At 50.9% G+C, this 26,891-nt stretch carries 23 protein-coding genes and 1 riboswitch; all 23 genes read right to left on the reverse strand.

Going from position 1 to position 26,891, the window contains the following annotated elements; all coding sequences use genetic code 11:
- Positions 1-336: 336 nt before the first annotated feature.
- On the reverse strand, positions 337-990 hold the full coding sequence (gene fsa / locus ACMP1L_RS08230; protein WP_118733194.1) for a fructose-6-phosphate aldolase: 654 nt from the start codon (positions 988-990) through the stop codon (positions 337-339).
- A gap of 20 nt (positions 991-1,010) precedes the next feature.
- On the reverse strand, positions 1,011-2,348 hold the full coding sequence (rpoN, locus tag ACMP1L_RS08235) for an RNA polymerase factor sigma-54 (protein WP_418452633.1): 1,338 nt from the start codon (positions 2,346-2,348) through the stop codon (positions 1,011-1,013).
- A 4-nt stretch (positions 2,349-2,352) separates the two neighbouring features.
- Positions 2,353-4,272, reverse strand: a complete 1,920-nt coding sequence (locus ACMP1L_RS08240; RefSeq protein WP_418452634.1) for a sigma 54-interacting transcriptional regulator — start codon at positions 4,270-4,272, stop codon at positions 2,353-2,355.
- A 126-nt stretch (positions 4,273-4,398) separates the two neighbouring features.
- Positions 4,399-5,364: a D-2-hydroxyacid dehydrogenase gene (locus ACMP1L_RS08245; RefSeq protein ID WP_418452636.1), complete on the reverse strand. Its 966-nt coding sequence runs from the start codon at positions 5,362-5,364 to the stop codon at positions 4,399-4,401.
- A 36-nt stretch (positions 5,365-5,400) separates the two neighbouring features.
- Positions 5,401-6,297 carry a sugar phosphate isomerase/epimerase family protein gene (locus ACMP1L_RS08250; RefSeq protein WP_418452638.1) on the reverse strand — a complete coding sequence of 299 codons (897 nt, stop codon included), beginning with the start codon at positions 6,295-6,297 and terminating at the stop codon, positions 5,401-5,403.
- A 49-nt stretch (positions 6,298-6,346) separates the two neighbouring features.
- Positions 6,347-7,234, reverse strand: a complete 888-nt coding sequence (locus ACMP1L_RS08255; RefSeq protein ID WP_418452640.1) for a TIM barrel protein — start codon at positions 7,232-7,234, stop codon at positions 6,347-6,349.
- A 271-nt stretch (positions 7,235-7,505) separates the two neighbouring features.
- Positions 7,506-11,894 (reverse strand): type II secretion system protein, encoded by a 4,389-nt coding sequence (locus ACMP1L_RS08260; RefSeq protein WP_418452641.1) that lies wholly within the window; start codon positions 11,892-11,894, stop codon positions 7,506-7,508.
- Positions 11,895-11,919: 25 nt separating this feature from the next.
- Positions 11,920-12,570, reverse strand: a complete 651-nt coding sequence (locus ACMP1L_RS08265) for a prepilin-type N-terminal cleavage/methylation domain-containing protein (protein WP_418452642.1) — start codon at positions 12,568-12,570, stop codon at positions 11,920-11,922.
- A 26-nt stretch (positions 12,571-12,596) separates the two neighbouring features.
- Entirely contained in the window at positions 12,597-13,022 is a 426-nt protein-coding gene (locus ACMP1L_RS08270; protein ID WP_118733182.1) for a hypothetical protein, read from the reverse strand.
- Positions 13,023-13,089: 67 nt separating this feature from the next.
- Positions 13,090-13,881 (reverse strand): hypothetical protein, encoded by a 792-nt coding sequence (locus ACMP1L_RS08275; protein WP_418452644.1) that lies wholly within the window; start codon positions 13,879-13,881, stop codon positions 13,090-13,092.
- 3 nt (positions 13,882-13,884) lie between these two features.
- On the reverse strand, positions 13,885-14,580 hold the full coding sequence (locus ACMP1L_RS08280; protein WP_418452645.1) for a hypothetical protein: 696 nt from the start codon (positions 14,578-14,580) through the stop codon (positions 13,885-13,887).
- On the reverse strand, positions 14,577-15,221 hold the full coding sequence (locus tag ACMP1L_RS08285; protein WP_418452646.1) for a hypothetical protein: 645 nt from the start codon (positions 15,219-15,221) through the stop codon (positions 14,577-14,579). The genes ACMP1L_RS08280 and ACMP1L_RS08285 overlap by 4 nt, the downstream gene beginning before the upstream one ends.
- 11 nt (positions 15,222-15,232) lie before the next feature.
- Entirely contained in the window at positions 15,233-16,201 is a 969-nt protein-coding gene (pilM, locus tag ACMP1L_RS08290) for a pilus assembly protein PilM (RefSeq protein WP_418452648.1), read from the reverse strand.
- A gap of 19 nt (positions 16,202-16,220) precedes the next feature.
- Positions 16,221-16,997 (reverse strand): prepilin peptidase, encoded by a 777-nt coding sequence (locus ACMP1L_RS08295; protein WP_418452649.1) that lies wholly within the window; start codon positions 16,995-16,997, stop codon positions 16,221-16,223.
- A gap of 14 nt (positions 16,998-17,011) precedes the next feature.
- Positions 17,012-17,620: a type II secretion system protein gene (locus ACMP1L_RS08300; RefSeq protein ID WP_418452651.1), complete on the reverse strand. Its 609-nt coding sequence runs from the start codon at positions 17,618-17,620 to the stop codon at positions 17,012-17,014.
- Positions 17,621-17,729: 109 nt separating this feature from the next.
- On the reverse strand, positions 17,730-18,149 hold the full coding sequence (locus ACMP1L_RS08305; protein ID WP_418452653.1) for a type IV pilin protein: 420 nt from the start codon (positions 18,147-18,149) through the stop codon (positions 17,730-17,732).
- Between the two features lie 81 nt (positions 18,150-18,230).
- Positions 18,231-19,448, reverse strand: coding sequence for a type II secretion system F family protein (locus ACMP1L_RS08310; protein ID WP_418452654.1), 1,218 nt, complete (start codon positions 19,446-19,448; stop codon positions 18,231-18,233).
- 208 nt (positions 19,449-19,656) lie between these two features.
- The gene (locus ACMP1L_RS08315) at positions 19,657-20,718 is read right to left on the reverse strand and encodes a type IV pilus twitching motility protein PilT (protein ID WP_118721080.1); all 1,062 of its coding nucleotides are present in this window, start codon (positions 20,716-20,718) and stop codon (positions 19,657-19,659) included.
- Between the two features lie 27 nt (positions 20,719-20,745).
- Positions 20,746-22,428, reverse strand: a complete 1,683-nt coding sequence (locus tag ACMP1L_RS08320) for a GspE/PulE family protein (protein WP_418452655.1) — start codon at positions 22,426-22,428, stop codon at positions 20,746-20,748.
- A gap of 117 nt (positions 22,429-22,545) precedes the next feature.
- Positions 22,546-23,145 carry a bifunctional phosphoserine phosphatase/homoserine phosphotransferase ThrH gene (gene thrH / locus ACMP1L_RS08325; protein WP_177304115.1) on the reverse strand — a complete coding sequence of 200 codons (600 nt, stop codon included), beginning with the start codon at positions 23,143-23,145 and terminating at the stop codon, positions 22,546-22,548.
- Between the two features lie 99 nt (positions 23,146-23,244).
- Positions 23,245-24,423, reverse strand: coding sequence for a phosphoribosylaminoimidazolecarboxamide formyltransferase (locus tag ACMP1L_RS08330; RefSeq protein WP_418452656.1), 1,179 nt, complete (start codon positions 24,421-24,423; stop codon positions 23,245-23,247).
- Between the two features lie 19 nt (positions 24,424-24,442).
- Positions 24,443-25,156, reverse strand: coding sequence for an IMP cyclohydrolase (locus ACMP1L_RS08335; protein WP_118534048.1), 714 nt, complete (start codon positions 25,154-25,156; stop codon positions 24,443-24,445).
- A 107-nt stretch (positions 25,157-25,263) separates the two neighbouring features.
- Positions 25,264-25,347: riboswitch (ZMP/ZTP riboswitch) on the reverse strand.
- Positions 25,348-25,396: 49 nt separating this feature from the next.
- Positions 25,397-26,734 carry an ABC transporter permease gene (locus ACMP1L_RS08340; protein WP_475544531.1) on the reverse strand — a complete coding sequence of 446 codons (1,338 nt, stop codon included), beginning with the start codon at positions 26,732-26,734 and terminating at the stop codon, positions 25,397-25,399.
- Positions 26,735-26,891 lie beyond the last annotated feature (157 nt).

Below are 26,891 nucleotides of genomic sequence, written 5' to 3' on the forward strand. Positions count from 1 at the left end.
CCAGTCCTGCAAGCAGTTCTGTGTTCGCCTTGTATCGCGAATGTTCTGAAATCTCATTTCAAAGATGTCCAACCAGGACTCTTTTTATTAGAATTTTCAGGGTTTTAAACACTGTTCAATCTTTCATTTTCAAGGTTCATGATGTTGCCGCGTCAGCAGCAACGTGTTATATACTATCACAGCGTTTTCTATCTGTCAACAACTTTTTTCACTTTTTTCATTTTTATTTTTCTGCCGAAACCAGCCTGTTTTCTCAGCTTCGTTTTTCCGGCAAACTCAGCACAGGGGTGGACGCACAATCGGCCCCACCCCTGCGTTTGTTTTATTCCCTGATTTTTACTCGCCGAATACCGCCTTGTAATCTGCCTGGAATTTTGCAATACCCTGGTCGGTCAGCGGGTGCTTGGTCATCTGCTCTAATACCTTGTACGGAACCGTAGCGATATCAGCGCCTGCCTTTGCACAGTCAATGACATGGATCGGGTTACGGATGCTCGCTGCGATGATCTCGGTCTGGATGTCGTGCATCATAAAGATCTCAGTGATCTCGTTGATCAGGTCGATACCCGGCATGGAGATATCATCCAGTCTTCCCAGGAACGGGGAAACGTAGGTTGCGCCGGCTCTTGCAGCCAGCAGTGCCTGCGCTGCGGAGAAGATCAGGGTTACGTTGGTCTTGATGCCTTCCGCGTGGAGAACCTTAACAGCCTTTAAGCCCTCTACGGTCATCGGGATCTTTACTACCATATTCGGATGGATGGCTGCGATCTCGCGGCCTTCTTTGATCATGCCCTCTGCATCAGTAGTAGTAGCCTTTACCTCACCACTGATCGGTCCGTCTACGATGGAAGCAATCTCTGCGATCACCTGATTGAAATCACGGCCCTCTTTTGCGATCAGGGACGGATTGGTGGTTACGCCACAGATAATTCCCATATCATTTGCCTTGCGGATTTCCTCTACATTTGCGGTATCAACAAAAAATTTCATAATCTTATTCTCCTTTTCCTTTAAAATATTTTCCGGTCAAAGCTTCCTCGGATTCCAAGTTCTTCCCGGTATTTTGCCACGGCACGTCTTGAAATTTCAATGCCGCGCTCTTTCAAAAGTGATGAAAGCTTCTGATCGCTGTAAGGCTTATTCTTATCTTCATTGCGGATCAGCTCCTTCATCAGTTCCTTGATCTGCATGGTTCCGACCGCATCACTGCCTTCTGCTGCTGAAACCGATGCCGTAAACAGATGCTTCATCAATACGGTTCCGCACGGACACTGGATATACTTTCCTTTGATGGCCCGGCTCACCGTAGAAGTATGGATTCCAAGGCTTTCTGCCACATCCGTCATCGTCATGGGTTTTAAGAATCCGGTTCCATCCAGAAAATGCTCCTGTACATTCAGAATTTGCTCTGATATCTGAAGAATTGTCCTGCGTCTCTGTGCGATACTGTTCATCACAAAACGGATGCGCTCCAGTTTTTTCTGAAAATAAGCCCCAAGCTGAGCGTCTGTGGATTCCTTCATCATTTTCAGATAATAATCATTGATATGATAATCCTCCACCCATCCATCATTGAGTTCAATTTCCCATTTTCCGTCATCTTTCCGGAAAATAATGTCCGGAACCACATAATCGTTGCGTTTTCCTCCAAACTCTCCCAGGGGTCTCGGATTCAGCTTTGCGATCTGATCTATGCATTTGCGTACTTCTGCGGTTGAAAGCTTCAGATCCCTGGAAATGGCACTGATTTTTCCATCTGCCACATCCTGCAGGTGTTCCTTCACCACCTGACTGACCGGAGCATTTTTTAGTCCCTGCATCTCCAGCTGTTTTAACAGGCTGTGTTTCAGGTCCGGTGCGAAAATCCCATATGGCTCCAGTTCCTGCAGCACCTTCAGAGTCCAGGAAACTTCCGCCTCCGGCACTCCGGTTTTCTGTGCCACTTCCTCAACCGGTATTGTAAAAAAGCCGTTGTCATCCAGACAGTCTGTCATAAACTCTGCCAGTTTCCGGCTGCATGCTCCATCCGGCAGCTGATCCAGAATATAGTTTTTGATGCTTTCTGTCTCCGGCATTGGAATATCTTTTCTTCTCCGGTCTTCTTCCTCCGCAGTATCGTCGTAATTCTGTTCCAGCACCGGCGGCTGTTCATAGGTCTGCCCGATATCCTCCCTGCCGCCCGGCATCGCATGCTCCTCCGAGTAATCCAGGAGAGGATTTTCCAGGTATTCGTCCTGCAAAAATTCACTCAGCTCCACACTGTCCATGGCCAGCACCTCCAGGGACTGTATCTGATTCTGAGATAACTGCTGCTTCTGTTCCAGAGACATTCCGTAATTCAGTTCCATTTAATCATTCGCTCCTTCTCTTGCTGATCTCCTGCTCCCGCTGCTTTTGCTCTAACTCGCTCTGGCGTTTTGCCATACGCCACAGGGTCGTACGGCTGACACCAAGCTCCTCCGCCAGCTCCTTTTTCTTTTTCTTCGGCTTTAAGCGGCTGTATACCGTATCTTCCATCTGTTCCTCCGGAAGAATAACCGGCTCCCGCGCTTTGCTCTCGCGAAAAATTTTCAACTGTCTTAAAAGCTCGGCACTGACAAAATCGCTGTCATTCAAAACGATCAGGCGTTCACAGACATTGCGCAGCTCCCGCACGTTTCCCGGCCAGTCATACTGCATCAAAAGCTGCGCAGCCTCCGGTGTTACAGTCGGGATCCGTTTTCCCATTTCACACGCAAATCTGGTCAGGTAAAAATCAACCAGCTCCTGAACATCTTCCCGGCGCTCTCTGAGCGGCGGAATACTGATATCAAGAAGGTTCAAACGATAATACAGATCAGAACGGAACTGTCCGCTCCGGATCTTTTCTTCTATATTTATATTGGTTGCAGAAACCACACGGACATCGATCGGATGCACACTGGTGCTGCCGATGCGGCGGATTTCCTTTTCCTGCAGCACACGTAAAAGCTTGGCCTGCAAAGTGATCGGAATTTCTCCAATCTCATCCAAAAAAATGGTTCCCCGGTGTGCCAGCTCAAACAGACCGATCTTACCGCCTTTGGCCGCGCCCGAGAAAGCGCCTGCCTCATACCCGAACAGTTCGCTTTCCAGCAGATTTTCCGGGAGCGCGGCACAGTTTAACGCAACAAACGGCTGATCACTGCGGCTTGATGCCTGATGAATACTGTGCGCGAATAATTCTTTTCCGGTACCGGTTTCTCCCACGATCAGAACATTGGAATTAACCCGGCTGTAACGCTGTGCCATATGGATATTCTCACGAATTGCCTTGCTTTTTCCAAGAATATCTGAAAAGGAATACTTGGCTGTCAGTCCTTTTTCTGCAAGTCCCTTCCGGATTTTTCGTTCCTCTTCCATGATCCGGTCGGTATTCCGGATAAAGACCAAAGCTCCGGTCTCTGCCGCTTCTTCACTCAGGTGTTTGTACTGCACATAGTAATCCTTGCCTTTGATCTTCAGGATGCGCTCGCGCGCCTGATTTTCATGCAGAAGATTTTCCCAGTCATCTGCCTGCTCCAACTCTGCTGCCGGAGTGCCAACCAGCGAGTCGACGGTAGAAATCTGAAAAATACGGTATGCCTGATTATTGATCGCCAGAATCCGTCCTCTGTCGCTGATCGCGAGCACGCCTTCTTCACTGTGATTGAGCATGGCCTCAATGATATCACTCTTGGCACGCTCCTGCCGGATTGTCCGCGCTGCATTGAGCGCTTCCTTCATGGCCACCTCCACCGCTTCTTCATTCGTATGGATATGGACACGCTTTAATCCCAGCCGGTCACAGATTCCGCACATGGTTCCCGCACCGACAAAAATATCCGCGCCGTCCTCCATGGCCTGATGGACTGCGGCTTCCGTGGAAGCCTCATTCGGAGTATCATAAATCGTGATGGACGCACCGCAAAGCTCCTCCAGCTCCTCCATGGATTTGAATTTCCGGTTATGCAGGCAGAGTGCGATTTTTCCGGCATTCTGTTTTCTGCACTCTACCAACGCGTCAAAAATATCAAAACTGCTGACATGCACTTCGATCACATGCTTGTCCGGAAACAGATTCTTCAACACCTCATACGTCATGCCCCGCGCGACCAGCACATCTGCATCGCCATATTTGGCCAGATCATCCGGTGTTCCGAATACATACTGCTGTTCTATCTGAATTGTTTCGTACTGCGGCAGTTTCTTCACCACATCTTCAAAGATTTCTTTCAGCTCCAGATGCGGTATAAAAACCCTTATTTTTACCATATCAGAGATTTTCTCCTTTTTCCAAGACAGTTTCATCTGCCCCTTTTCCTTGAATGGGCTATGGTAAAGTATACCATAGCCCATTCAATTTTGCAGAAAAATTATGAAAATCGTCTTGTTTTTCTGTTACTTATTCACTACATTCTGCGGAGCACCGTCGATCACGGACTTGATATTCTCTGCAGTGGTGTTCATGATGCGTTCACGTGCCTCCTTGGTTGCCCAGGAAATATGAGGGGTGATAATGCAGTTTTTCGCCTTTAACAGAACGTTGTCTTTTTTGATCGGCTCCGTGGAAACAACATCCACAGCTGCGGCTGCCACTTTTCCACTCTCTAATGCGTCGTAAAGATCCTGCTCAACGATCAGCGGTCCGCGGCTGTTATTGATGATGATGACTCCATCCTTCATCTTCGCGATATTCTCTTTTCCGATAATTCCCTGAGTAGATGGGAACAGCGGGCAATGCAGGAAGATAAAGTCAGACTTTGCAAGCAGCTCATCTAATTCCACATACTCCGCAACCGCTTTTCCTGCCTCGCTCTGGAATGCGTCATAAGCGATCACATTCACGTTCATGGCCTTTAAGATTTTTGCGGTATTCACACCGATACGGCCAAGTCCGATGATGCCTGCGGTCTTTCCGGATACCTCGATCATCGGATAATGCCAGTAGCACCAGTCTGCATTCTCTGCCCACTCACCGGCATATACAGAATCGCTGTGATGTCCGATATGGGAGCATACCTCAAGCAAAAGGCTGACAGCAAACTGGCTGACATTATCCGTTCCATATACCGGAACATTCATAACCGGAATGCCCTTTGTCTTTGCGTACTCATAATCTACTACATTGTAACCGGTAGCCAGGACCGCAATTGCCTTTAAGTTCGGGCACTTGTCCATGGTTTCTTTGCTGATCGGCGTTTTGTTGATCACGATCACATCTGCGTCACCGATGCGCTCCGCGATCAGCGGGGACTCCTCATAAGCAGTTCTGTCATATACGGTAACCTCGCCAAGAGCTTCGATCGGGCCCCAGCTGATGTCACCAGGATTTTCGGTATAGCCATCTAATACTACAATCTTCATGATTCCGTTCTCCTTTTCTCGTTTTTTCGGTATTTCTTAGTCTTCTACCAGTGCCCATGCGCGGTTTAAGCAGCGTTTGGTATTTGCCAGAATGATCTCATCGTCCTCACCCGGGGCCAGGGTAACCTCCATGGAAAGTACCATCGGATCCTTCGCATTGAAGAAGCCCTCTTCCTTAAGCACCTGCAGATAATCGGTCAGCTGCTCCACATCGTTGGCGCTGTTGGGATAACCCAGACGCGGATGCTTGTCACCATACATCGGGCAGCCCTCTTCTACGACTGCGTTTCCGAAATGAAGATGTGTGATGTAAGGTCTTAAGGTCCGGATCACAAATTTTGAGGTCTCATAGGTAGTCGGGAAATGAGACAGATCTACTAATAATCCGAAATTGTTATGGGTCATTCTCATGTCTGCCGCGAACTGTGCCGCATAAGGAGCCGGTCCGATCAGGGCTGCCTTGTCCATATCGAAATCAAAGACCTCCAGCTCTACGTTCATGCCCTTCTTCGCTGCGTAGTCACAGACATTGCGGGTAGTTTTTAACAGCTGCGCGTAAGCCTGATCCTTGGTTTCCTCTTCCCATTTTCCTGCCAGGAACGCGATTCCCTTTGCGCCAAGGTATTCTGCCTCAGCCACTGCCTCGATCAGGGTAGCCTCAGCTTTTTTTCTGCCCTCCTCATCGATGTCGTTCGGATTCAGCTTCGGCCCGAGAAGTCTCGGCTGTGCACCATAGCAGACCTTTAAATGGGACTGCTCCAGGATTTTTTTCACCTCTTCGCGCTCTGCGTCATCGGCACATTTGGTCACCTCGATCGCATCAAAGTAATCATCTACCGCGATCCGCTTTACCTGATCTACTACACTTCTGTTCGGAAAGGACATCCAGCGGATGGTACCTACCTGAAAATATTTATGAATAGACTCTCTCATGTTCTTTTCCTCCTGCTCTGATTCATTTTATTGTTATGCAATTCTAACTTTATACAAGTTCCCACGCCAGGTCAAGTGTTCGTTTTGCATTTGCCAGGCAGATATCGGGATCCTCTTCTTCAAAGGGTTTTACCTCAAAGCTTACGATCGGACGATTCTTTTCACTGATGAATCCGATCTCCATCAGAAGCCTCAGATAATCGGCCAGTTCTTTTACATCATTTTCACTGTTCGGGAAACCAAACCGCGGATGCTCATCCCCATAAGCCGGGCACTGCGGACTTCTGATCACCGTATTGCCCATGTGGGCGTGGCGGATAAATCTGCGGACCGGAAGCAGATTCTCCTCAATGGTTTCATGGATCATCGGAATATGGCTCAGATCCACCATCAGGCCAAAATTGTCATACTCCGCGCAGATCGTCTCTGCGTAACGTTTTACCCGGTCAACCGGACCGATCAGAGATTTCTTTGCGATATCATAATCAAACACCTCGCAGAGAACCGGCATGTTTCCCTTTGCTTTCGCATACTCGCAAAGCTCTCTGGTGGAAGCAAGAAGTGCCTGGAAGGATTCTTCCATTGTCTCTGCCTCGTAGCGGCCTGCCAGAAATGAAAAATCCTGTGCGCCGATCTCATAGGCTTCATCGATTCCCATTTTCAGGGAAGCCAGGGCCTTCTGTCGTCCCTCTTCGTTTAAGTCATTGATGTTTAAGCCAGCTCCCAGCATCAGTCCCTGACCGCCGTAAGCAGTGGTCATATGCGCAGCAGCAATCATCTCTGCCGCTTTTTTGCGCACAACAGGATCCTTCATGTGTGCCACTTCCACCGCTTCAAAATACGGGTCCGTCACAATCTTTTTTAAACATTCCAGGATCGGTCCCTCCCCGGAAGCAACCTCTTTGTAGGATACATGAAGGATCGTACCGACCTTCATCTACCTTAAATGCACTGTTATTTTTTTGCATTTATGTTCTGATCATATAATAAGCAAGGTATATGCCAACCTGGCGCATCCGGCTGTTTTTTTCTTTTTGCAGGTATTGTGCACCTTTTTACCGCGTTTTTTTCATACTTCAGACGTTCTCTTTTCCTGCAGTCTGTTTCATTTCCATGCAGTCGGTTCGCTCTTCCCCGTTTTTATGTTTCATATTTTCATATACTTTTCTTTTTGTTTCTTTTTGTTTCATTCATTTTGCGCTTACCGGTTACTGAATCCAGTCACCGCGATAGGTCTTTACGCCGTTTTCGGTGGTCCAGAGCTTGTATGGATAAGTCCGGCCCTGTAAAGCAGGGTCACATGGATAGGTTATAACAGGACCGTCGTTATCGGAAGCTCCGGGCAGAGTTCCCGCTGACTGATTTCCGTCACTGTTTTCGGATACCCCAAGCAGTTTTCCCGCAAAATAGCAATCGGTCAGCTGCACATCTGAATCTTTATCAGCCTTACCGACCAGGCCTCCCACTCCGCCTTTCCAGCCTTTTCCGATATCATAAATACTCGCTGTGCTGAAGGAGTTGGAGATTGCCACAGGTCCCTGCAGCCAGCCTACCAGACCTCCCACCGGCCGCTGGCCTGTAATACTTGCTCCGCCTGTCAGCGGGTCTGCTTCTGCAGCACTGGCATAAGACTGGTTTCTGCCTGCAACATAGCATTCTGTGATCTCTGCTTCTGCCTTCCGGTCCGGACCATGGGTAATCTCAAGGTGAGCGATCAGACCTCCCGTTGCATCACTGACATATCTGCCATCCAGAAATCCTGAAAAAACAGACTGCCGGATCTTCATGCTTTTTCCGATTCTGGCATGGCCGATCAGGCCTCCGACCGTTTTTCCGTTATATTCATATATTTTGTTAATCAGGGCATTCTTTCCGTACACATACACATGATCCAGTTCCAGCTCTTCCACATCCGCAGATGCTACTGCACCACCAACATCACCATTGTCACCGTTCGTGGCGGTGATACACATATCGTCTCCGTAAATGCGTATATTCTCTAAACGCACATAGGTGTCTTTTGCGGAATTTCCCTTTGCAAATGCCAAAATCCCAGCTGCAGTTCCATTGCCCTTTACCTGCAAATTCTTCATTTTCAGATCCTGAACCTTCAGATGCGTGTTGGATAAAATAAATGCGGATGCATTGCCCCATTGCTGTTTATAATGCTTCTGGATTCCAATGTTCAGTCCCGCGATGGTATGATGGTTGCCATTATATAATGTAAGATCCGGATTCTCGATACACTTGAAGCTGCCGGCTTCGGTATAGCCCTGACTGTCATAGTCATGAAAAACCTGAACCGGCTCACCCGGATACCGTTCTTCCAGCTCATCGCAATATGGCGCAGTTTCCGCAAGAACCGGAGCATCCGGATCCTCATCCTTCCTCCAGAGAATATTATCTGTCTGCTCTACGGTCGTAATCTGGAATTGTTCCCTATTGTAAAAGCTCAGATTGATCAGATGTCTGGCACTAAAAACCTCTGCGGTATGCTCGTGAAGCTCCCCGAAATAGCTGTTTACCGTAATGCTGCCGGGATCCGAGGGAGCCGGGATCACATTTGCTTCGCTGACCGTTACCGTTGCATCCTCACCGGCCCAAAAACCATTCCGCAGGTTTTGATAGCCCATCTGCAGAAATTCCTTGCTGTCCAGTAAAAAACGGACCTGCAGCTGCGATGCCCCTGCTTTACTGATGGCAAAGCGGTGATCTCCTCCGGGAACGGAACCCTTATAATCCCATTTCCATTTGATGGCGCTGTTATCCGGATTCTCTCTTAATTCCAGGATCTCCGATGGATTGCTGTTTCCGTAATATTTGAAATCGTCCGGGTTTTCGCCGATTTTTAAAATAACATAGGTTGAAAGCCCGCTGGATTCCCCGTAAACAGAGAAAATCAGATACTTCGGTTCTGTCCCTGCCGGCATGTCTGTCACATAATCCACCCACAGCTCATTGCCATTATGTACTTTCAGTTCTCCGGATGGCTGTGCCTGAACCTTGAACCAGTCTCCCACATGCACACGCGCAAATTTAAAGACCTGCCTGGTGCGGATACTGCCTTCACCGGTGTCATTACGGATGGCACTGCTGGTTTCCGGATCCTCCTGCATCAGCTGGAGGACGGTCGGCATGGGGTAGGTGCTTTCCTGTGTTGTGTCATATGGGAATGCCTGCTTTTTCCTAAAGGAAGCATTCTCAGCAAAATAGTTCTCAAGCTGATCGGGATTTGAGTACTCCAGGATCTGTTTTCCCTTTACCGTGCCGGCATTTTCTCCGCCGCTTACCACTGATGAGGTATAGCAATACGAAAAATCGGATGCTTTCTTTCCGGCTACGCCATCATCCATGCTCATGTTCCCGTATTTTGTTACAAAAGCAGTCACGCCTGCTTCGTCCGGGGCATACATTCCTCCGGACCAGACAGATGCTGTCACGTAGCTTCGCTTCACAGCGCTGCCTTCCGGCAGGACTGCCGCAAGTCCTCCGGCAAGCCCCCGGGTGGAGACAATATTATAACGTCCCTTTGCCGTGTTGAAGCCCTCTGTCCCCGGATACAGCTCCGTCAGGCATTCCTGGTTTCCGGTATGCCCGGCCACATAGCAGTTCTGGATCAGAACCTGCGCAACCCCATTGTCCGGTGTATTCACCTTTGCGGCGAGTCCTCCGGCAAAGGACTGCGCCTCCACATAAACCGATGCCGCACAGCCTGACAAGGTCACATTGCCGGTGGCAGAGCCGATCAGGCCGCCTGCCGCTCCTGCTTTAGCCTCAATCTTAAATGCTTCGGCCTGGTCCGGCCGGGTCTGATCTACCGAAGAAGGCTCCGTCACTCCGGAACGATAGGTGTTTGCCGCCATAACAGATTTCACAGTCAGCGCTGTTCCCCGGAACGCTCCGACCAAAGCTCCGGCATCTGCCGGTTCCAATACGGTACCGCCGCCCTTTGAGGTGATCACCGGATACTGCACCAGCACATTTTCCACGGAAATTTCAAGGGATGGTGCATCTGTCTCCTTCCTTCCGCATCCGACCAGCCCTCCGGCATTGTCAGCTGCGGTGATCACCGGATGCACCAGCTCTAAATCGGTCACCGTCAGATTCTTCGATACGGTTCCAAAGCAGCCGCCTGCCCCCGGTGTATTCACGACAAGCTCACTGATCTTTTTGCCATTTCCCTCATAGACCAGATCAAATTCAGGCTCCAGCGGTGCATAACAGCCCGGAGCCGTCCCGGTCCACTCCTCTGTCAGAACCTCTCCCTGCTTCTTGTATATTTTGTAGTAAACCGGGATGCTGTCCGGCTCCTGTATTGCCGATGCATGGCTGCTGTGAATTTCACGCGCAACGGCATTCCGATAATCCCGCCAGGACATATCTTCGCTTTGCGATACCACATATGCGCCCGGCTGTTCTGCCGGAGAATTCAGTCCCAGCTTCTGCTCATTTGCTGCCGGATGGAAATCCGAAACCCGCCTGTCCAGATTTTCCAGATGCCGGATATTGGAAACCACGATTTTGCCGTTAGCGACTTTCTGAAACAGGCTGTTTGTCTGACACACCGGACTGGCTGCCGTATTGCCGCTTTCGGTCACTGCTTCCGCATAAATGTAAATATCCTCTCCCGGGATCAGGGCAATGTTATTTCCTCCATGATCCGATCTCATATCACCTCTCAAATCCGCAAAGCGCGCGCCCTGAATGGAAATATCATCCAGGATCACATCACAGACACTGCCGGCTCCCTTCGTCAGTACACGCTCATCCTGCGTAAAGCTGTTTAAATTGATCCAGCCCTTTGCTCCGCTCGCCGCACCCTCGACCCACAGCTTTAATTCGTTCGCACCTGACGGAATCTCTACTTCCACATATAAAACTTCTTCATTATGAACGGTAACCTTCATTTCCACCTGCTCCGGATCTTTCTTTTCCGGCTCAGTCAGAGAGGCTCCTGCATAATATCCGACTGCTTCCCCATAAAACCTCTCACGTTTTTTGGGATCTCCTGTAAGCCCGGACAGCTCTGAAAATTCCGCTGCGGTTCCCTGAAAGATATAGCGGTCAGAGTACCAGACTTCCCGGACAGCTCCTGTCCCAGGCGCATAGACGATCAGATAGCTTCCGTCCGTGCGGACTGTCTCATCAATAGATCCAAAGGGAAGCAGACGCTCCCGAATCCCTTCCGTTGTATTGCCTGCGTCTTCGCCCGGCTGATACAAAATACAGTACAGATCAGCTGCATCTGCTCCGGTGCTTCCGGTAATTGCAGTCAGCGCAATCCCGATCTTGTCTGTGGAAGCATTCGATTCCGTTTCCGAAGCAGCGTTTTTGCTTTCCGTGTCATTCCCATCATACTGATGCAGAAGGCGCTCCATGACTCCGCCGGATTTTGCCAGGCTTAGATTATTCTGGGCTGCCAGGAAAATTTCCTTCGCAGTGCGGTCCATCTCCATGCGCCGCAGACTGCTCTGATAGCGGATCGCCGCAACAAAAGAAACACCGGCAAGAATCAAGGTGATTTCAATGACCACCAGAAATTCCGCCAGTGTAAACGCTCCGTTCCTGTGTTTTTTTGTATATGATCTGTATTCCATCTCTTTCTCCTCCGGGAAAGCATTTTTACTCATCCTGTCCTTCCAGATTCACCGCGCGCACAACCAGTTTGTCCAGATGTGCTGCCGGCTCACGGTCCGCATTTGCGACATCGCGCTTGTAATAGACGTTGATATCCTCCAGTATAAAGCAGCTGTCCGTATACCGGTATTGATCCACATCAAAGCTTGTACAGAACAGTCCGCCCATGGCGCCATCCGAGAGAAGCGGCACCTTTGTGCCGTCACTCAGATACTCTTTGCAGATGCCGGCCCGGTCTTCATTGGAGATCTGGTCTTCATTGGAGACCTGTGCTCCGTTGGAAGCCTGTGCTCCACCGGCTGCCTGATATGGCATAACAGAAAGGCGCATCCAGTCTCCGGTCTCGCCGCTGAAAAATTCAGGGCCGCAGTCTCCGCCTGACCTCACCTGCTGCGCCTCGGACAAAACATCGGTAATCAGCTCCACCGTGGTGGCAAGTACCTGCTGCGCCTCGGCTTTTTCCGTGGTTTTGCGGTACGCATTTTTTACCGCAGCAACACCGCCGGCAACCGCCACCGCAGACATGGCAAGAATCAGCACTGCCGCCAGCATCTCCGTCAGGGTCATACCTGCCCGGGAGCGGACACAGCGCTGCGCTATTTTGTTTTTCACTGCCTGGTACCACTGCCTTTTCATGCGTTCTGCTCCATATTTTCCTGTTCTTACTGCCTGCTGTAACGATACTCGCTTTCTGTCTTCTGCGTTTTCTCATCTGCATCGTCTGGATCCTGGCCGGAATACAGACTGACCGGATACTCTCCCACATTCATGGTCCCATTCCTGTGCGCGAAGCCGGTCACTTTATTATTTGCACCTTCTTCCAGCCGGAAGATGAGGTCGGCCTTCGTTTTATAAGCGCCGGGATCTGTATCCGCAGATTCCTCCAGCTCCAGCCGGTTCCGTCCGGCATAATACCGGTTTATGATCTGATCTCCATTTGCCAGCATCCTCCTCGCCGCCATGAGGGCCGAGGCAAACATGGTAAGCGCAAGAACGATCACCAGTACTGAAACTAAAAGCTCCGCCAGGGTTTCTGCCCTGCGGGACTGTAATTTTTCACGATATATCCGGAATAAATGCTGCCGCATCGGCTTCACCTCCTGTTTTCCGGATGCCAGTCTCCATCCGGATGTGTCCGCCCGATTTTTCCGGATGCTAGTCCCCATCCGGATGTGTTCGCTCGATCAGGCCCCGTTCCCAGCAGATGGTTGTAACGCGGGTCGTGGTCGTAATCGTCCACTCCTCCTCCACATCTCCATCCGGGCCCGTTCTTTCGTAATCCTTTTCCTCCACGGTTTCCTCGGTCTCTGTCTTTGCCAGAATGGTCAGCTTCCGCTCACAGCGGTCCTCTTTCCTTGCATCATCCGTCTGTGTATCAGAAAGAATGGCTGTGATATGATAGTCCGAATCCATCGTCAGCTTCACCCGTGCCTCAAGCTGATCGTAATACTGTGTACTGCCCTTTTTCCTGACCGAAATCAGAAAATCCTTTTCTGCTTTCTCCTGCTGCGGCGCGTTTTCCTCATCCTGCTGCAGGGTACGGTACAGATCCACCACGCAGGCATCGATCATATTCCGGGCAGGATCCAATGCCGTTTTGTCAGAATACAGATAGGTCAGGGTCGGATAGGCTGTTGGCTTATTTTCTCTGCTGTCCTCTACCTTTACATCCGTGATCGTGATCTTATTTTTGCTGTCCCTCATCTCATCCCGCAAAAACGCGGCTGCCGATTCCACCGCAAAGCGCTTCTGGTCTGTTTCGGGAACCCGCTGCATCTTCCCGGCAGAGGCAGAGGCCGCTGCCAGAATGACCGATGCTCCGACTCCGCACAGTACAAAAAACAGGATCGCGGCCACCAGGCTTGCGCCTGTTTCACTGCCAAGCACTGTATAAACACGTGGACGGCGCTTTTGCTGCCCGCCAGATTGTCTGCCTGCCCTCTTCATGCTTTATTCTCCAAGTGCTGCCTCTGCAGCGGTTTCCAGATCAGAGCGCTGCAGATCGGACAGATCCGAATTCGCAAGTCCGTCTGCCTGTGCCTGCTGTGTCTCCTCGACCGGCAGTCCCTCCAGGCTGTCCGCTCCTACGGTGGTCTCATAGTAGGTCATATTGAAGGAAAGGGATACACGCCCTTTCTTAAGGTCAGCCATCTGATTCGGAAATGCTCTTGCCATACTGTTTATGCTGACGTCATGGATCATGCTGCGGTACGGTCCCTGCAGGATCTGACGCATCAGCTCTGCTGCCGCATCGTAATTTTCTGCCTCACAGTACACAGCAATGTTGCGGCGTACACCGGTTCCATCCACCTCCGGCTCCGAGAAGGTAAAGGAAAACTCATAGGCACGGCCGTATACCTCATTGAGCTGTTCCAGCTCTTGCTTGAAATTGTTATAGGAAGGAACGACCGGCGCGCCGGAGGCCCGGTTTTCGTCAATCTCAGCCTGCATGGCCTTGATCTTGGAGGCTTTCATCTGCTCCAGGGCTATCTCATCCTCCAGCCCGGCTGTATCAGCTGCCCGGATGCGGTCCTGGATCGGCGTGTAAATTCCCACATACCAGCCGGCCAGCAGCACCAGCAGCGCAAGGATCACAAGAGCCAGCTTCTGTGTTCTTGTCAGTACATATTGCATTAAGGATCTCATCCGTTTTCTTCCCCACTCTCTAAAGGAACTTTAAAGTAAACCGTCACATGTGCCACCACCCTTTTACTGAGTGCCAGCTTCGTGCTAAATACACCGGCAGCGTTCACATCATCCGATGCTTCCAGAGATGCCGTCACATAGCGGACAGACTCATCCGCCTCAAGCTGTCTTACCAGCTCCGGAAGCATGCTTCCGCGCTCCAGCTCGCAAAGAAACTCCACATGGTCATCCACGATCGAGACGGCCGGAATACATTTACAGAGCGGGAAGACCCGCTCCTTTATGAGCGCCGTGATTTTCAGCCGGTCCGGGATCTGCTGCTCCTTCTCATTCTGCCAGGCACTGCCATAGTGGGCATATGCCTCCTGCACCTCCGGCATGACGCTGTTTGCCAGCTTCATGGCAGCCAGCTGCTGCTCCATGCGCTGATAGTCCTGCTCCGCGCGCTCTGCCTCCTGAAGCGGCATGACAATGCCCACCTGGACAAAGCCATATAAGAAAACCAGAAATACCGCAAACGCAGAGAGCTGCGCCGCGATCACGCGTTTCTTAAATTCACGCTGATACAGATTGATCCGCTTTTTGCTCGGGTATTTCGGACCGCCAATCTGGATATTCGCGATAGTTTTTAAATCAGCCACGATATACCTCCTTAATCAAGCAGCACGCCAACCGTCTGCGGACTGTCTACCCATTCCGGGTTGTTTTCTTCCTCCGCCTCAGAAAGAAGCCCGCCTATGCTTTTTACCGGAATTTCCACAGTTTCCGCCAGCTCACTGATCAGAGCCTGGTATCGTGCACCTCCTCCACAGTAATAAAGCGTGTCGATGGTATTATCCGCATTGTTGAAGCTATAGAAGTTCAGGACACGCATAATCTGTACCGCAATGCTCTGATAACGGTCCTGCAGGTGCCTGTCGATCGCCTCCTCACTCTGTGCTGTCCAGAATGCGTCTTCCGCATCCATATCCAGCTCATCCAGCTTTATCTTATCGCCCCGGTGCAGCCGTTCGATCTCCTCACAGCCCGGCTCCATGGTGCGGGTAATGTCATAAATCCCTTTTCGGAAAAAATGCACGCGCAGTGCCTTTGTTCCAAGGTCAACCACAGCGAAATCCTTATCCCGCTCCCCGTTCTGCATATGCTCCAGAATCCGCTCCAGACCCACCACGGAGGGGACAAGTCCCACCAGCTTCAAACGCGACAATTTGGCCAGCTTCTTAAACTGTCCGCAAAGCTCTTTCCGGCAGGCAGCCGCCAGAAGATCCAGCTGCTCCTCCGTCCGCTCGATCACTGCATAGTCGAACTGATACGCCCCCAGCTCCTCTCCGATATAGTCATGGAACTCATAGGGAAGGTTCAGCTTCAGCTGGTCTGTTGTCATCAGCGGCAGCCTGCAGCGTTTTACATAGGCATCATCCTGACGCAGCGCAAACACCACATTTTTGCAGTGAATGTTATTTTCGCGCAATATATCCTGTATAAACTCCGCATATAATTTCATATCTGTAAGCGTATCATTATCCAGGCGGACCGACACATATTTCTTCAGCTCGCCCCGCTCCATATATGCAATTTTAATGCGGCAATGTCCAATTTCAATTCCCAGACAATTTTTCATCGTGTGCACAATACTCCGTTTAAAACAGTCCCGTATACCAACGGGTGATCACAGTTCCATAGAGGGTCATGATAAAGCACGCCGCCGCGATGGAAGGGCCGAAGGGAAGCCGCTGCGATTTGCGCAGTGCCGCGAACCCGAGTCCAAGCAGACAGCTTAAGATCAGATAAAACAAAAGCTCCCAGGCTGAATTCAAATACAGCCCGGTCATAAAAAACAATTTGATGTCCCCGCCGCCAAGGCTTTCCTTTCCGGTCAGCCGGTCAAACAGAAGGGATAACAGCAGCATTCCGCCGCCAAGCACCGTTCCGAAAAGCAAACCGCGCAGTATATGGAACACCGGTTCCGGCAAAAGGAAGGCCGTCACCAGAAACACCAGACAGCCCGCTATCTGCAGCCGGTCCGGAATGATCCAGCCATGAAGATCGGTCAGGGCCATGGTCAGAAGGATCAGACCGAGAAGAATGCCCCGCAGGCTCATGACGGACAAGTCAAAGCGATAAACCACCATGCAGCAGCCGATTCCCGCAAGCAGCTCGGTGAAAAAGCACTCTGCCGGAACCCTTGCGCCGCAGTAGCGGCATCTGCCCTTTAAAAAAAGCCAGGAGAACAGAGGAACCAGGTCCGGCGCACCCAAAACATGACCGCAGCTGTCGCAGTGGGAACGTCCGGCAAAAGCCGACTCTCCCGACAACAGGCGCATGGCCAGGCAGTCCGCAAAGCTTCCCAGGCAGCAGCCCAGAAAGAAGGTAATACAGAGGATGTAGGCTGTAAGGCCAAAACTAATATGTAGCATGATGTTCTCCTAGATTATGAAGCTGTTTTGTATAACATTTTTTCAAGATTGGACGGATTCTTTTCCTGTCCGGCAGCGCCATTCTGATTTTTATAACCGGAATACATTCTGCTGATGAATTCGCCCTTTTCGTTGTAGCCAACCTCAATGATGATCCAGTCCCAGCCGTTTTTATCTCCGTTGCTGTGCGTGCGCAGGGCCACTGCATCCAGGCCATATGCCTTCAGGATATTTTCCACATCCTTGTTATAGGTCCAGTCATGATCCACGGTATGGCCGTGGACGGTAACGCCTTTATTGGCACCGCACCACATGCCTTTTACCGTTTTTCCGTTGTCGCGGTAAGCCTGAGGCGCATATTCTGTTGTGCCGTTGCAAAGCATGACCCAGGTACCATATCCGTTGGAGCTGGTGGTTTTGGGAACCTGAATTTCTTCGTTGTTATAGGCCAAAACCAGTGCTGACTTGATTTTCCTGGCTGTATCCATGTCCACTGCACGTCTCGCCTTCTCGCGCTGAGAAGCAAAAACCGGAATGCTGATCGCCACCAGGATACCGACGATGGCAACCACTACGAGGAGTTCAGATAAGGTAAATGCCTGTTTCTGCCTGTATTTTAGCATAAATACTCCTCCTTCTATTAAGTCGTTCCTATATAACTTTTAATCATCAATTTGATTATACAAAAAGTGGATGGGAAATCCCATCCACTTTTTCATTGAGTTATTTCCCTTATTCAGCATCAGCATAAACTGCGGTTGAACCTACAGCATCGCCTGCGGCATCAGTAATCTCTACCCAAATATGTGTATATACCGCATTAGAATCAGCACTTCCGATTTCTTTCTTTTTATCTGCATTAAGAGTACCCGTATAAGTTTGAACAGTGCCATCCTGGATATTATACGTGTACTTTCCACCTTCTTTTGCTGTAACACCATTATTATCATCAGTTAAATAATATGCTACTGCTGCTGCTTTTGCTGCTCTTAAGTTTGCTTCATTAGTTGCCTTTCTTGCCTTACCAAGCTGTGCTGTAAACACCGGAATAGAGATTGCAACCAGAATACCCACGATTGCTACTACTACCAGCAGCTCTGCCAGGGTAAAGCCTTTTTTGTTTCCACGAATCTTTTTGAATAAGCTTTTCATGTTTTGAGTCTCCTTTTGTAAAAGTTTTATTATTGATCGAAGGGGAGCCTTCGTTTCAATCGTGTTGCATACCGTTTTTCATCACATCAGATCATACATGGTGAAAATCGGAAGGTAGATCGACACCACAATGAATCCCGCAAAGATGGACAGCAGGATCAGCAGCGTTGGCTCCAGCATGGCCAGAAGTCTCTGGATCCGAAAATCAGCTTCGTTGGTGTAGTAATCCGCCACATTCTCTAACGTATCCTCCAGCTCACCGGTTTCTTCTCCTACCGCACACATATCGATCATGGTCTGCGGAAAATACTTCCTGCCCTTCAGACAGTCTGTCAGGGTACGGCCCTGCTCAATGGTTCCGCGCATAGCCTGGACCTCGTCCCGGAACAACGCGTTATCCATGACCTTGGCTGTGGTTTCCACGGCCTGATCCAGCGTGATGCCTGCTGCCAGAAGAACGGACATGGTATTGGCAAACTGCGCCGCGGCGTTCATCTGGTTGATGATGCCCACTAGCGGCAGTGATAACGCTATTTTTGCTTTCCGGATCTTTCCGTCCGGTGTCTTTGTGTACATGCGGAACGCAAGAATAAAGACAGCCCAGAACGCAATCATGACCAGCCACCACGCAGCGAAGAAGTCTGACGCGCCGATGAGCATCCGGGTCATAAGAGGAAGCTTTCCTCCCAGATCCGCAAATACATTGGACAGCGTCGGGACCACCTTGGCCATAACAATGATGACGACCACTACCGCGATCGCAATGACAAACATGGGGTAGGTGAGCGCGCTTTTGATTTTCTCTGTAGTCTTATAAGCCTTGTCGTAGTATTTGTGCAGCCGTTCAAAGGACTGGTCCAGGGTACCGGATTGTTCGCCTGCCCGGATCGTCTCGATAAAGGTAAGCGGAAAGCGTTCCCGGTGCTTCTCCAGTGCTGCAGCCACGGTGCTTCCTGCTGCGACTTCTGTGGCGGCTTCCGCCATAACCCTGCGCAGACGTTTATCACTGCACTGCCCCGCCAGCATCTGCATGGAACGGGATATGGACATTCCTGAGCGAAGCGTGATGGCAAACTGAGAACAGAGAATGGATAAATCCTTGGTCCTGATCTGCTTATTACCAATTTCCATCTGCAACAGGCTTGTCTGTTTTTTCTTTTCAGCCTCGCGGCTGATGCTTAGCAGTACCGGATAGCTGTCCCGGACCCTGGTTGCGGCAGCCGTTTCTGTTTCTGCCTGGAGCACACCGCGGACTTCCTTTCCGTCTCTGCCGAGTGCCCGATATGAAAAAATCGGCATATCTCAACCTCCAAGCGCATGTCTTACAAGGTTATGAAGAAATTCTTAATAGCCTTTCAAATTTTCATTCTGATTTTATCACCTTACTATTTCGTTGTAAAGAAACACTTATTTCTGAAGCGTTATTGTACTAAATAAAATACATCAAATTGTGACAAATACGCTGTCTTTTATGACAAATTATTTGTTTTTAATTTCATAACTTATTTTAGCGTAACAAAAAGCTCTTTTGCAGCTCGGCCGGATCATACGCAGATTCCATTGCAGTCTCCGGCATGATCACGCCGCGCTGAGCCAGCTCAAGCAGGGAATGGTCCATCGTAACAGAACCATCCTTTGCTCCGGACAACAGATAGCTCTGCATCTGCGGAGTGCGGCCGTCCCGGATCAGATTCCGGATTGGAGTCGTGATCATCATAAGCTCGCAGGCTGCCACGCGCCCCTTCCCTTCGGCACGCGGTACCAGCTGCTGTGCCAGAACTGCTTTCAATGTCATGGACAGCTGCAGACGGATCTGCGGCTGCTTATTTTCCGGGAACACTCCTACAATCCGGTCGATGCTGTCGACTGCGGAGTTTGTATGAAGGGTAGAAAAAACCAGGTGCCCGGTTTCTGCCGCCACCAGCGCGGTCTCGATGGTTTCCGGCGTCCGCATCTCACCGATCAGGATCACATCCGGGTCTTCCCGCAGGGATGCGTAAAGCCCATGCTCATAGTCTTCTACATCCACGCCCACCTCACGCTGGTTAATGATGGCCCGCTGCGGGGTATACACGTACTCGATCGGGTCTTCCAGGGTGATGATGTGGACGGGTCTTGTCTGGTTGATCTGATCCAGAATGGCTGCCAGGGTAGTGGACTTTCCGCTTCCGGTTTCACCGGTCACCAGAACAATGCCCTTATTCCAGTGTGAAAACTGGCGCACGGCATCCGGCAGTCCCAGCTCCTTTAGTCTTGGGATGGTATTGCTTAACAGGCGCAGCGCAGCGGAAAGCGCACCCTTCTGGCGAAACAGATTGATCCGGATGCGCCGTCCTGCAAGCGTTGCGGAAAAATCCAGCTGGCCGATCTGGTCTATCCTTCTGACATGTTCCCCTGCCAGCTGTCTTCCAAGCTCCTCGCAGTCCTCGTAAGACAGGGGTTCGTCTGTCAGGCTGCGGATCTGGCCGTCAATCCGGCATTTTGGCGGCAGGCCCGCAATCAGGTGCACATCTGAGGCTCCTTTTTCTGCTGCTATTGCGATCAGTATTTCTGCGGTATATCGATACATATTCGGATCGTTCCTTTCTTTTCCTGTTTAGAAGATGGACAGCGTTCGGATGATCTCGTCCACGGTTGTAGTTCCATTCTCCAGAAGCTTCTGCGCATGCTCTGACATCGGGATATACGCGCTCTCCCTTCTCGCAGCCTCCATAAAGCGCGGCCGGTCTGCTCCTTCCATAATACAGCGGCGCAGACCTTCCTGAATCACCATGACCTCAAATACACCGATCCGTCCGCGGTAGCCGGAGCGGAAGCAGTGGTCGCAGCCGGCTCCGTGCCAGTAGATCCTGCCTGGAATATCCGGTATTTTCGCAAGCTCCAGGGCTTTCCTGGGCGGCACGATCTGCTCTCTGCAGCTTGGACAGATGCGGCGCAGCAGACGCTGGGAAATGACACCGCGCAGGCCTGCCGCGATCAGATAAGGCGGTACGCCCATATCGCGCAGACGGTCGATGGCGGAAATGGCATCCTCGGTATGGATCGTGGTGATGACCAGGTGACCGGTCATAGCGGCGCGCATGGCGATCTCTGCGGTCTCGCCGTCCCGGATCTCACCAACACAGATGATGTCCGGGTCCTGGCGCAGGATAGAACGCAGACCGGAAGCAAAGGTCAGGCCGACCTTTTCATTGATCTGCACCTGCGTAGCGCCTTTCATATGATACTCTACCGGATCCTCCAGCGTGATCAGGTTGGTCCGGTCGGAAAGCAGTTCACGGATCAGGGTATACATAGTCGAGGATTTACCGGAACCGGTCGGTCCCACGATCATGATCACACCGGAGGTCAGGCCCAGAAGCTTATCGATCTTGGCATCCTCAAGCGGCGGGATACCGATGCCGCGCCGGTTCAGCGTTTCCTCATTTCTTCGCAGGATACGGATCACCACCTTCTCGCCATAGATCGTCGGCAGCGTGGAGGTTCGCATATCCAGCTCCGTTTCTTTTACGTAAAGGACTGCGCGTCCATCCTGCGGGATCCGCTTTTCCACGATGTCCATGTGAGACATGATCTTCAGACGGGATATCACAGAATCCTTCAGCTCTCCCGGAATGACCATGATGCGGTGCAGCTGGCCGTCAATACGCATGCGGACGATCAGCTCCTCCTGCGTCGGTTCGAAATGGATATCGGATGCATTCTCCGTATAGGCCCGCTCAATGATGGAATTAACCAGGCGTACCATCGGGGTTGCATTTTCCTGACTTTCGGATGACCGGGCCGCTGTCTCTGTCTCCATAGTGGCTGCATTCTCCGCGCGGATCTGCGCCATAGCCTGTGCTGCGCCTTCATTGCCATAGAGCACGTTGATGGCATGCTGGACAGCCGGTTCCGAAGCGATCATCGGCACAATACGCTTCCTGGAAGTGCGCTGTGCCTCCTCCACCGCCATAAAGTTGAGCGGATCTGCCATGGCCAAAAACAGCTGCTCCTTTGAGCTGCGCACCGGCACAATGCTCATGCGCTTTGCCAGATTTTTCGGGACATACCGGGACATCTCCGGCGCTATGTCCACCTTGGTCAGGTCAATATATTCAATGCCAAGCTGCATGCGAAGGGCATCGATCAGCTGCCGCTCCGTAATAAAGTTATGTTCGATCAGAATAGAGCCCAGACGGCCTTTTTCTCTGGACTGGAATTCCAGGGCCTGCTTTAACTGCTCCTGCGTGATCAGTCCCAGCTCCAGAAGCATATCACCTAATCGTTTTGTACGCATAGTTTCTCCTTCCTGTAAATCAGATATTGGTTTTCAAATCCGCCAGGCACAAAAGGCAGATCCCTGCACAGCCGGGAATCTGCCCTTTTACTCATGGTAGTATCTCTGTGTTCTGTTTTATACTGCTGCCTTAATCGCTGCCAGCAGCTCCTCATAGGTCTCGTACGCCGGAAGATCCGGATTGTCGTTCTTGATCTGATCGGTGCTCTTAAAGAGGAAGCCGGCCTTGCTGGCGCGGATCATGCCAAGGTCATTGTAGCTGTCGCCGCTGGCAATGGTCTCAAAGCCGATGGACTGCAGCGCCTTGACAGTACTGAGCTTGGACTGCTCAATGCGCATTCTGAATCCGGTGATCTCGCCGTCCTCTGCTACTTCCAGCTCGTTGCAGAAAATGGTTGGCCAGCCCAGCTTTTTCATGAGCGGCTTTGCGAACTGGGTGAAGGTATCGCTGATGATGATTACCTGTCCCAGCTCCCGGAGCTCATCCAGAAACACTCTTGCCCCCGGCATCGGGTCGATCTTCTCGATGGTTTCCTGGATCTCCTTCAAGCCAAGTCCGTGCTCCTTTAAGATTCCGAGACGCCATTTCATCAGCTTGTCGTAGTCCGGCTCATCGCGGGTGGTGCGCTTTAACTCCGGGATGCCGCTGGCCTCAGCGAATGCGATCCAGATTTCCGGTACCAGAACTCCTTCTAAGTCTAAACAGGTAATAAACATCTTTTCATCCTCCAATTTCATGTTTTTTGTTCCACTCCGGCAAACATGGGGGATGCAGTAGCCCTGTATGTTCTGGCTGCTGCCGGTTTCCCGTATCTCCTAGTGATGGAACAGGCGGATGCCGGTGAAGGCCATCGCCATGTTGTATTTGTTGCAGGTCTCGATCACGTTGTCGTCGCGAACGGATCCGCCCGGCTGCGCAATATATTTCACGCCGCTCTTATGTGCACGCTCGATATTGTCACCGAACGGGAAGAACGCGTCAGAGCCCAGTGCCACGTCGGTCATCTGATCCAGCCATGCACGCTTCTCCTCCTTGATGAATACCGGCGGTTTTACCTTAAAGGTCTTCTCCCATACGCCATCCGCCAGCACATCCATGTACTCGTCACCGATGTAAACGTCAATGGCGTTATCGCGGTCAGCACGCTTGATGCCGTCCACAAACTGCAGGTTCAGCACCTGGGGAGCCTGGCGTAAAAACCAGTTGTCTGCCTTCTGTCCTGCCAGTCTGGTGCAGTGTACGCGGGACTGCTGTCCTGCGCCGATGCCGATGGCCTGACCGTCCTTTGCGTAGCAGACGGAGTTGGACTGAGTGTACTTTAAGGTAATGAGAGAAATGACAAGATCGATCTTTGCCTGATCCGGGATTTCCTTATTCTCAGTTACTACGTTGTTCAGCATGTCTTTGTTGATATCCAGATTGTTTCTGCCCTGCTCAAATACCACGCCGAACACCTGCTTGCGCTCGATCGGCTCCGGCTCGTAATCCGGGTCGATCTGGATCACGCAGTAATTGCCTTTTTTCTTCTCTTTTAAAATTTCCAGTGCCTCCGGCTCGTATCCCGGCGCAATGACACCGTCAGATACCTCACGCTTGATAAGCTTTGCGGTGGAAGCATCGCAGACATCGGACAGGGAAATGAAATCTCCGAAGGAAGACATGCGGTCCGCGCCGCGGGCTCTTGCATAAGCACTGGCTAACGGTGAAAGCTCTCCCATGTCATCTACCCAGTAGATCTTTGCCAGAGTCTCGGAAAGCGGCAGTCCTACTGCTGCGCCGGCCGGGGATACATGCTTAAAGGAGGCTGCTGCCGGAAGTCCCGTAGCTTTTTTCAGTTCTCTTACCAGCTGCCAGCCATTGAAGGCGTCCAGCAGGTTGATATAGCCTGGTCTTCCGCTTAAGACCTGGAACGGAAGGTCTTTGTCATTATGCATGAATACTCTTGCCGGTTTCTGATTCGGGTTACAGCCGTATTTTAATTCCATCTCGTTCATCTTCGTATCTCCTTTTCCCTTATTTGTTTTTATTCACGATTTTTGTCTCGTATGCGCCGGTTGCGATATCAATATAGCGCACAAACAGAGAAACCTTGTTATCCGGGTTTAAGCTGTTCCACAGCATGTCGGTAAATGCGTCCATGTCATCCTGGATACCGACTAATTTCGGCTCACCCTCAAAGCTCGGGAGCGGATTGCCGTCGTGCATGTAGGTATGGATGAAATGTCCCTCACCAGCCACCGGATTTTCGTAAGCAAAGGTATATCGGTTGCAGGCATCCGGGTTGCCGTTGTTGCTCTTTAAGATGGACATTGCGTAATTGTAACGTCCGTTTTCAATATGAAGGACACCGGAGATCCGTGGGGTGTAGTTCGGTGCGTCCGGCTCAAACTCGCGGCTTCTAAGAGACTGCTCAAAAGTGAGCTGTTTGTCCATGCCCTCGTAAATGGTATCGGTCTGGTCACCGTTGGTCACAATGGTTTTGTTTCCCAGTACACGCACCGGAGCATAGATGATGAGACTCGGGTCAGATAGCTTGCCTGGATCAAATGCCTGGGTGCGGATGCCTTCCCCATCTTCCACAAAAACACGGTTGCGGCTGTTCTCGCTGCGTCCCATGATGAAGTAGGCAGTCACCGCCCTGGTTCCGTCCGGTGTTTTTCCGATGACGATACCTCTTCCCGGGTATGCGTTTGCCTGTAACTCTTCCTGCAGGGATAACTGTTTCATGGTTGATTCCTCCTATGAATGAATGTTTGATGGTTTTCTCTGTTTCCACGTTTTGCAGTCCGTCCGGGTAGTCATGATCTGAAAAAAGCCGCCTGAGTACCACAAAAACATGGTGCCCAGGCGGCCGGCAATCGAAATTCTGCGTGCTCCCCTGTGGTTTCCCACCTTTTCCGCCAGTCACACGCTCTGTATACAGGATAACGGATTCAGATGGAAAATGCAAGTATTTTTTTCAGTCCTTTATTCGTTCCGGATGGCCGCCAGCGGGCTCAGCTTCATGGCCCTGAGCGCCGGGAAGAAACCGGCAGCCATGCCAATGAACACGGCAAAGGCCAGTGAGGCTGCTGCCAGCCATAACGGGATCCGGGAAATGTTTCCGCTCATTCCGGTCATGCTCTGACCGATGTTCAGCAGGTGGTTGGTGGCAAAGGACACCGCCTCACTGAAAGCAAGGCCCACGACACCTCCCATAAAGCCGATAAAGCCGGATTCCAGTAAAAACATGTTGCGGATCACCTTCATGTCACAGCCCAGCACCTTGATGATACCGATTTCTTTGGTGCGCTCATAGATCGACATCATCATGGTATTGGCAATTCCGATGGCCGCTACAAACAGGGATACGGCACCGATACCGCCAAGCACGGCCTGAATCATGCTGGACTGCTGTTCCGACTGTTTCATCCAGTCGGCATTGCTGGAGGCCTGAAAGCCCATGTCGGTGAGCTTTTTCTGAACCTCCTCCACATGCTCCACATCATCTACACTGACGATGCAGGAATTATAAATAAAGTAGTGATAAGGCTTTCCCTTCTTGTTGGTAGGCTGCCCCGGGATGGCCTTTTTTTTGAAAACACGGCGCAGCTGGGTCTCCAAAAGATCCAGTCTTGTATACACGTTGTAGGCATAGCCGTTATAATCATCGACACCGCCCTCTACCACGCCATCGGTCTTCAGCAGGTACTTCTTCGGCGGCTTCGGGGCATCCTCCCCGCCGCCCTGGGACTGGTAGTAGGTGTCTGTATCAAAGATCACAAACATCGGCTTTCCCATGAAGTCTATGTCCGGAAGCTGCCCGGTTTCCCAGTATGTGTTATTTCCTTTGGAATCCTGGAACCACTGGATGATGGCATTGCCGTAGATCAGCTTCATTTCCTTGTCCGATGGTTCGGAAAGCGCCCCCTGTCCCAGCGGGATTTTCTTCAGATACTCATAGGGTGCTCCGTTTAAGGTCAGGTTTGTAGAATATTTTCCCTGCTGCAGCAGCACATTCACCTGCAGCATCGGATACACATCCGTGACATAAGGAAGACGCTTCATCTGCTTTACCACATCATCGGTCAGATACAGCGGATCTTTGGAGTTGTCTCCGTTGTAAGGATTCTCCACGTTAATCTCTGTCAGGCTTCCAAAGGAAGAGATCAGCTCCCGGTTCAGTTCACTTAAGCCAATGCCGAGAGAAACCATGACCACGATGGATGCCGTACCGATCACAACACCAAGGACCGTCAGCGCGGTCCTCAGCTTTCTTCTGCTTAAATTTTTCAGGCTCATGATCAGCAGATCCACAAATTTCATCATAAAACAGCGCAGAATACCCCGACCTCTTAGGTCGTGGGAGGAATGCGCCCGTCGTTAGACGGCTCTCCTTTCTGTTAAATAATACGTTCTCGTTGCAATGAACTTTAATTTTTTACAACTCAAACTACCTTTGTTTACTTTCTCTCCAGATAAT

This window comes from Ventrimonas sp., from assembly GCF_048380235.1.
Taxonomy (GTDB): Bacteria; Bacillota; Clostridia; order Lachnospirales; family Lachnospiraceae; genus Brotaphodocola.

Bases quoted from the DNA above. Each gene is read 5' to 3' on its own strand.
- ACMP1L_RS08295 (WP_418452649.1), bottom strand. From the start codon at position 16,997: ATGCTACATATTAGTTTTGGCCTTACAGCCTACATCCTCTGTATTACC.
- ACMP1L_RS08270 (WP_118733182.1), bottom strand. From the start codon at position 13,022: ATGCGGCAGCATTTATTCCGGATATATCGTGAAAAATTACAGTCCCGC.
- ACMP1L_RS08315 (WP_118721080.1), bottom strand. From the start codon at position 20,718: ATGTATCGATATACCGCAGAAATACTGATCGCAATAGCAGCAGAAAAA.
- ACMP1L_RS08300 (WP_418452651.1), bottom strand. From the start codon at position 17,620: ATGCTAAAATACAGGCAGAAACAGGCATTTACCTTATCTGAACTCCTC.
- fsa (WP_118733194.1), bottom strand. From the start codon at position 990: ATGAAATTTTTTGTTGATACCGCAAATGTAGAGGAAATCCGCAAGGCA.
- ACMP1L_RS08260 (WP_418452641.1), bottom strand. From the start codon at position 11,894: ATGGAATACAGATCATATACAAAAAAACACAGGAACGGAGCGTTTACA.
- ACMP1L_RS08330 (WP_418452656.1), bottom strand. From the start codon at position 24,423: ATGAACGAGATGGAATTAAAATACGGCTGTAACCCGAATCAGAAACCG.
- ACMP1L_RS08265 (WP_418452642.1), bottom strand. From the start codon at position 12,570: ATGAAAAGGCAGTGGTACCAGGCAGTGAAAAACAAAATAGCGCAGCGC.
- pilM (WP_418452648.1), bottom strand. From the start codon at position 16,201: ATGAAAAATTGTCTGGGAATTGAAATTGGACATTGCCGCATTAAAATT.
- ACMP1L_RS08250 (WP_418452638.1), bottom strand. From the start codon at position 6,297: ATGAGAGAGTCTATTCATAAATATTTTCAGGTAGGTACCATCCGCTGG.
- ACMP1L_RS08240 (WP_418452634.1), bottom strand. From the start codon at position 4,272: ATGGTAAAAATAAGGGTTTTTATACCGCATCTGGAGCTGAAAGAAATC.
- thrH (WP_177304115.1), bottom strand. From the start codon at position 23,145: ATGTTTATTACCTGTTTAGACTTAGAAGGAGTTCTGGTACCGGAAATC.
- ACMP1L_RS08280 (WP_418452645.1), bottom strand. From the start codon at position 14,580: ATGAGATCCTTAATGCAATATGTACTGACAAGAACACAGAAGCTGGCT.
- ACMP1L_RS08335 (WP_118534048.1), bottom strand. From the start codon at position 25,156: ATGAAACAGTTATCCCTGCAGGAAGAGTTACAGGCAAACGCATACCCG.
- ACMP1L_RS08275 (WP_418452644.1), bottom strand. From the start codon at position 13,881: ATGAAGAGGGCAGGCAGACAATCTGGCGGGCAGCAAAAGCGCCGTCCA.
- ACMP1L_RS08305 (WP_418452653.1), bottom strand. From the start codon at position 18,149: ATGAAAAGCTTATTCAAAAAGATTCGTGGAAACAAAAAAGGCTTTACC.
- ACMP1L_RS08310 (WP_418452654.1), bottom strand. From the start codon at position 19,448: ATGCCGATTTTTTCATATCGGGCACTCGGCAGAGACGGAAAGGAAGTC.
- ACMP1L_RS08245 (WP_418452636.1), bottom strand. From the start codon at position 5,364: ATGAAGATTGTAGTATTAGATGGCTATACCGAAAATCCTGGTGACATC.
- ACMP1L_RS08340 (WP_475544531.1), bottom strand. From the start codon at position 26,734: ATGAAATTTGTGGATCTGCTGATCATGAGCCTGAAAAATTTAAGCAGA.
- ACMP1L_RS08320 (WP_418452655.1), bottom strand. From the start codon at position 22,428: ATGCGTACAAAACGATTAGGTGATATGCTTCTGGAGCTGGGACTGATC.
- ACMP1L_RS08255 (WP_418452640.1), bottom strand. From the start codon at position 7,234: ATGAAGGTCGGTACGATCCTTCATGTATCCTACAAAGAGGTTGCTTCC.
- rpoN (WP_418452633.1), bottom strand. From the start codon at position 2,348: ATGGAACTGAATTACGGAATGTCTCTGGAACAGAAGCAGCAGTTATCT.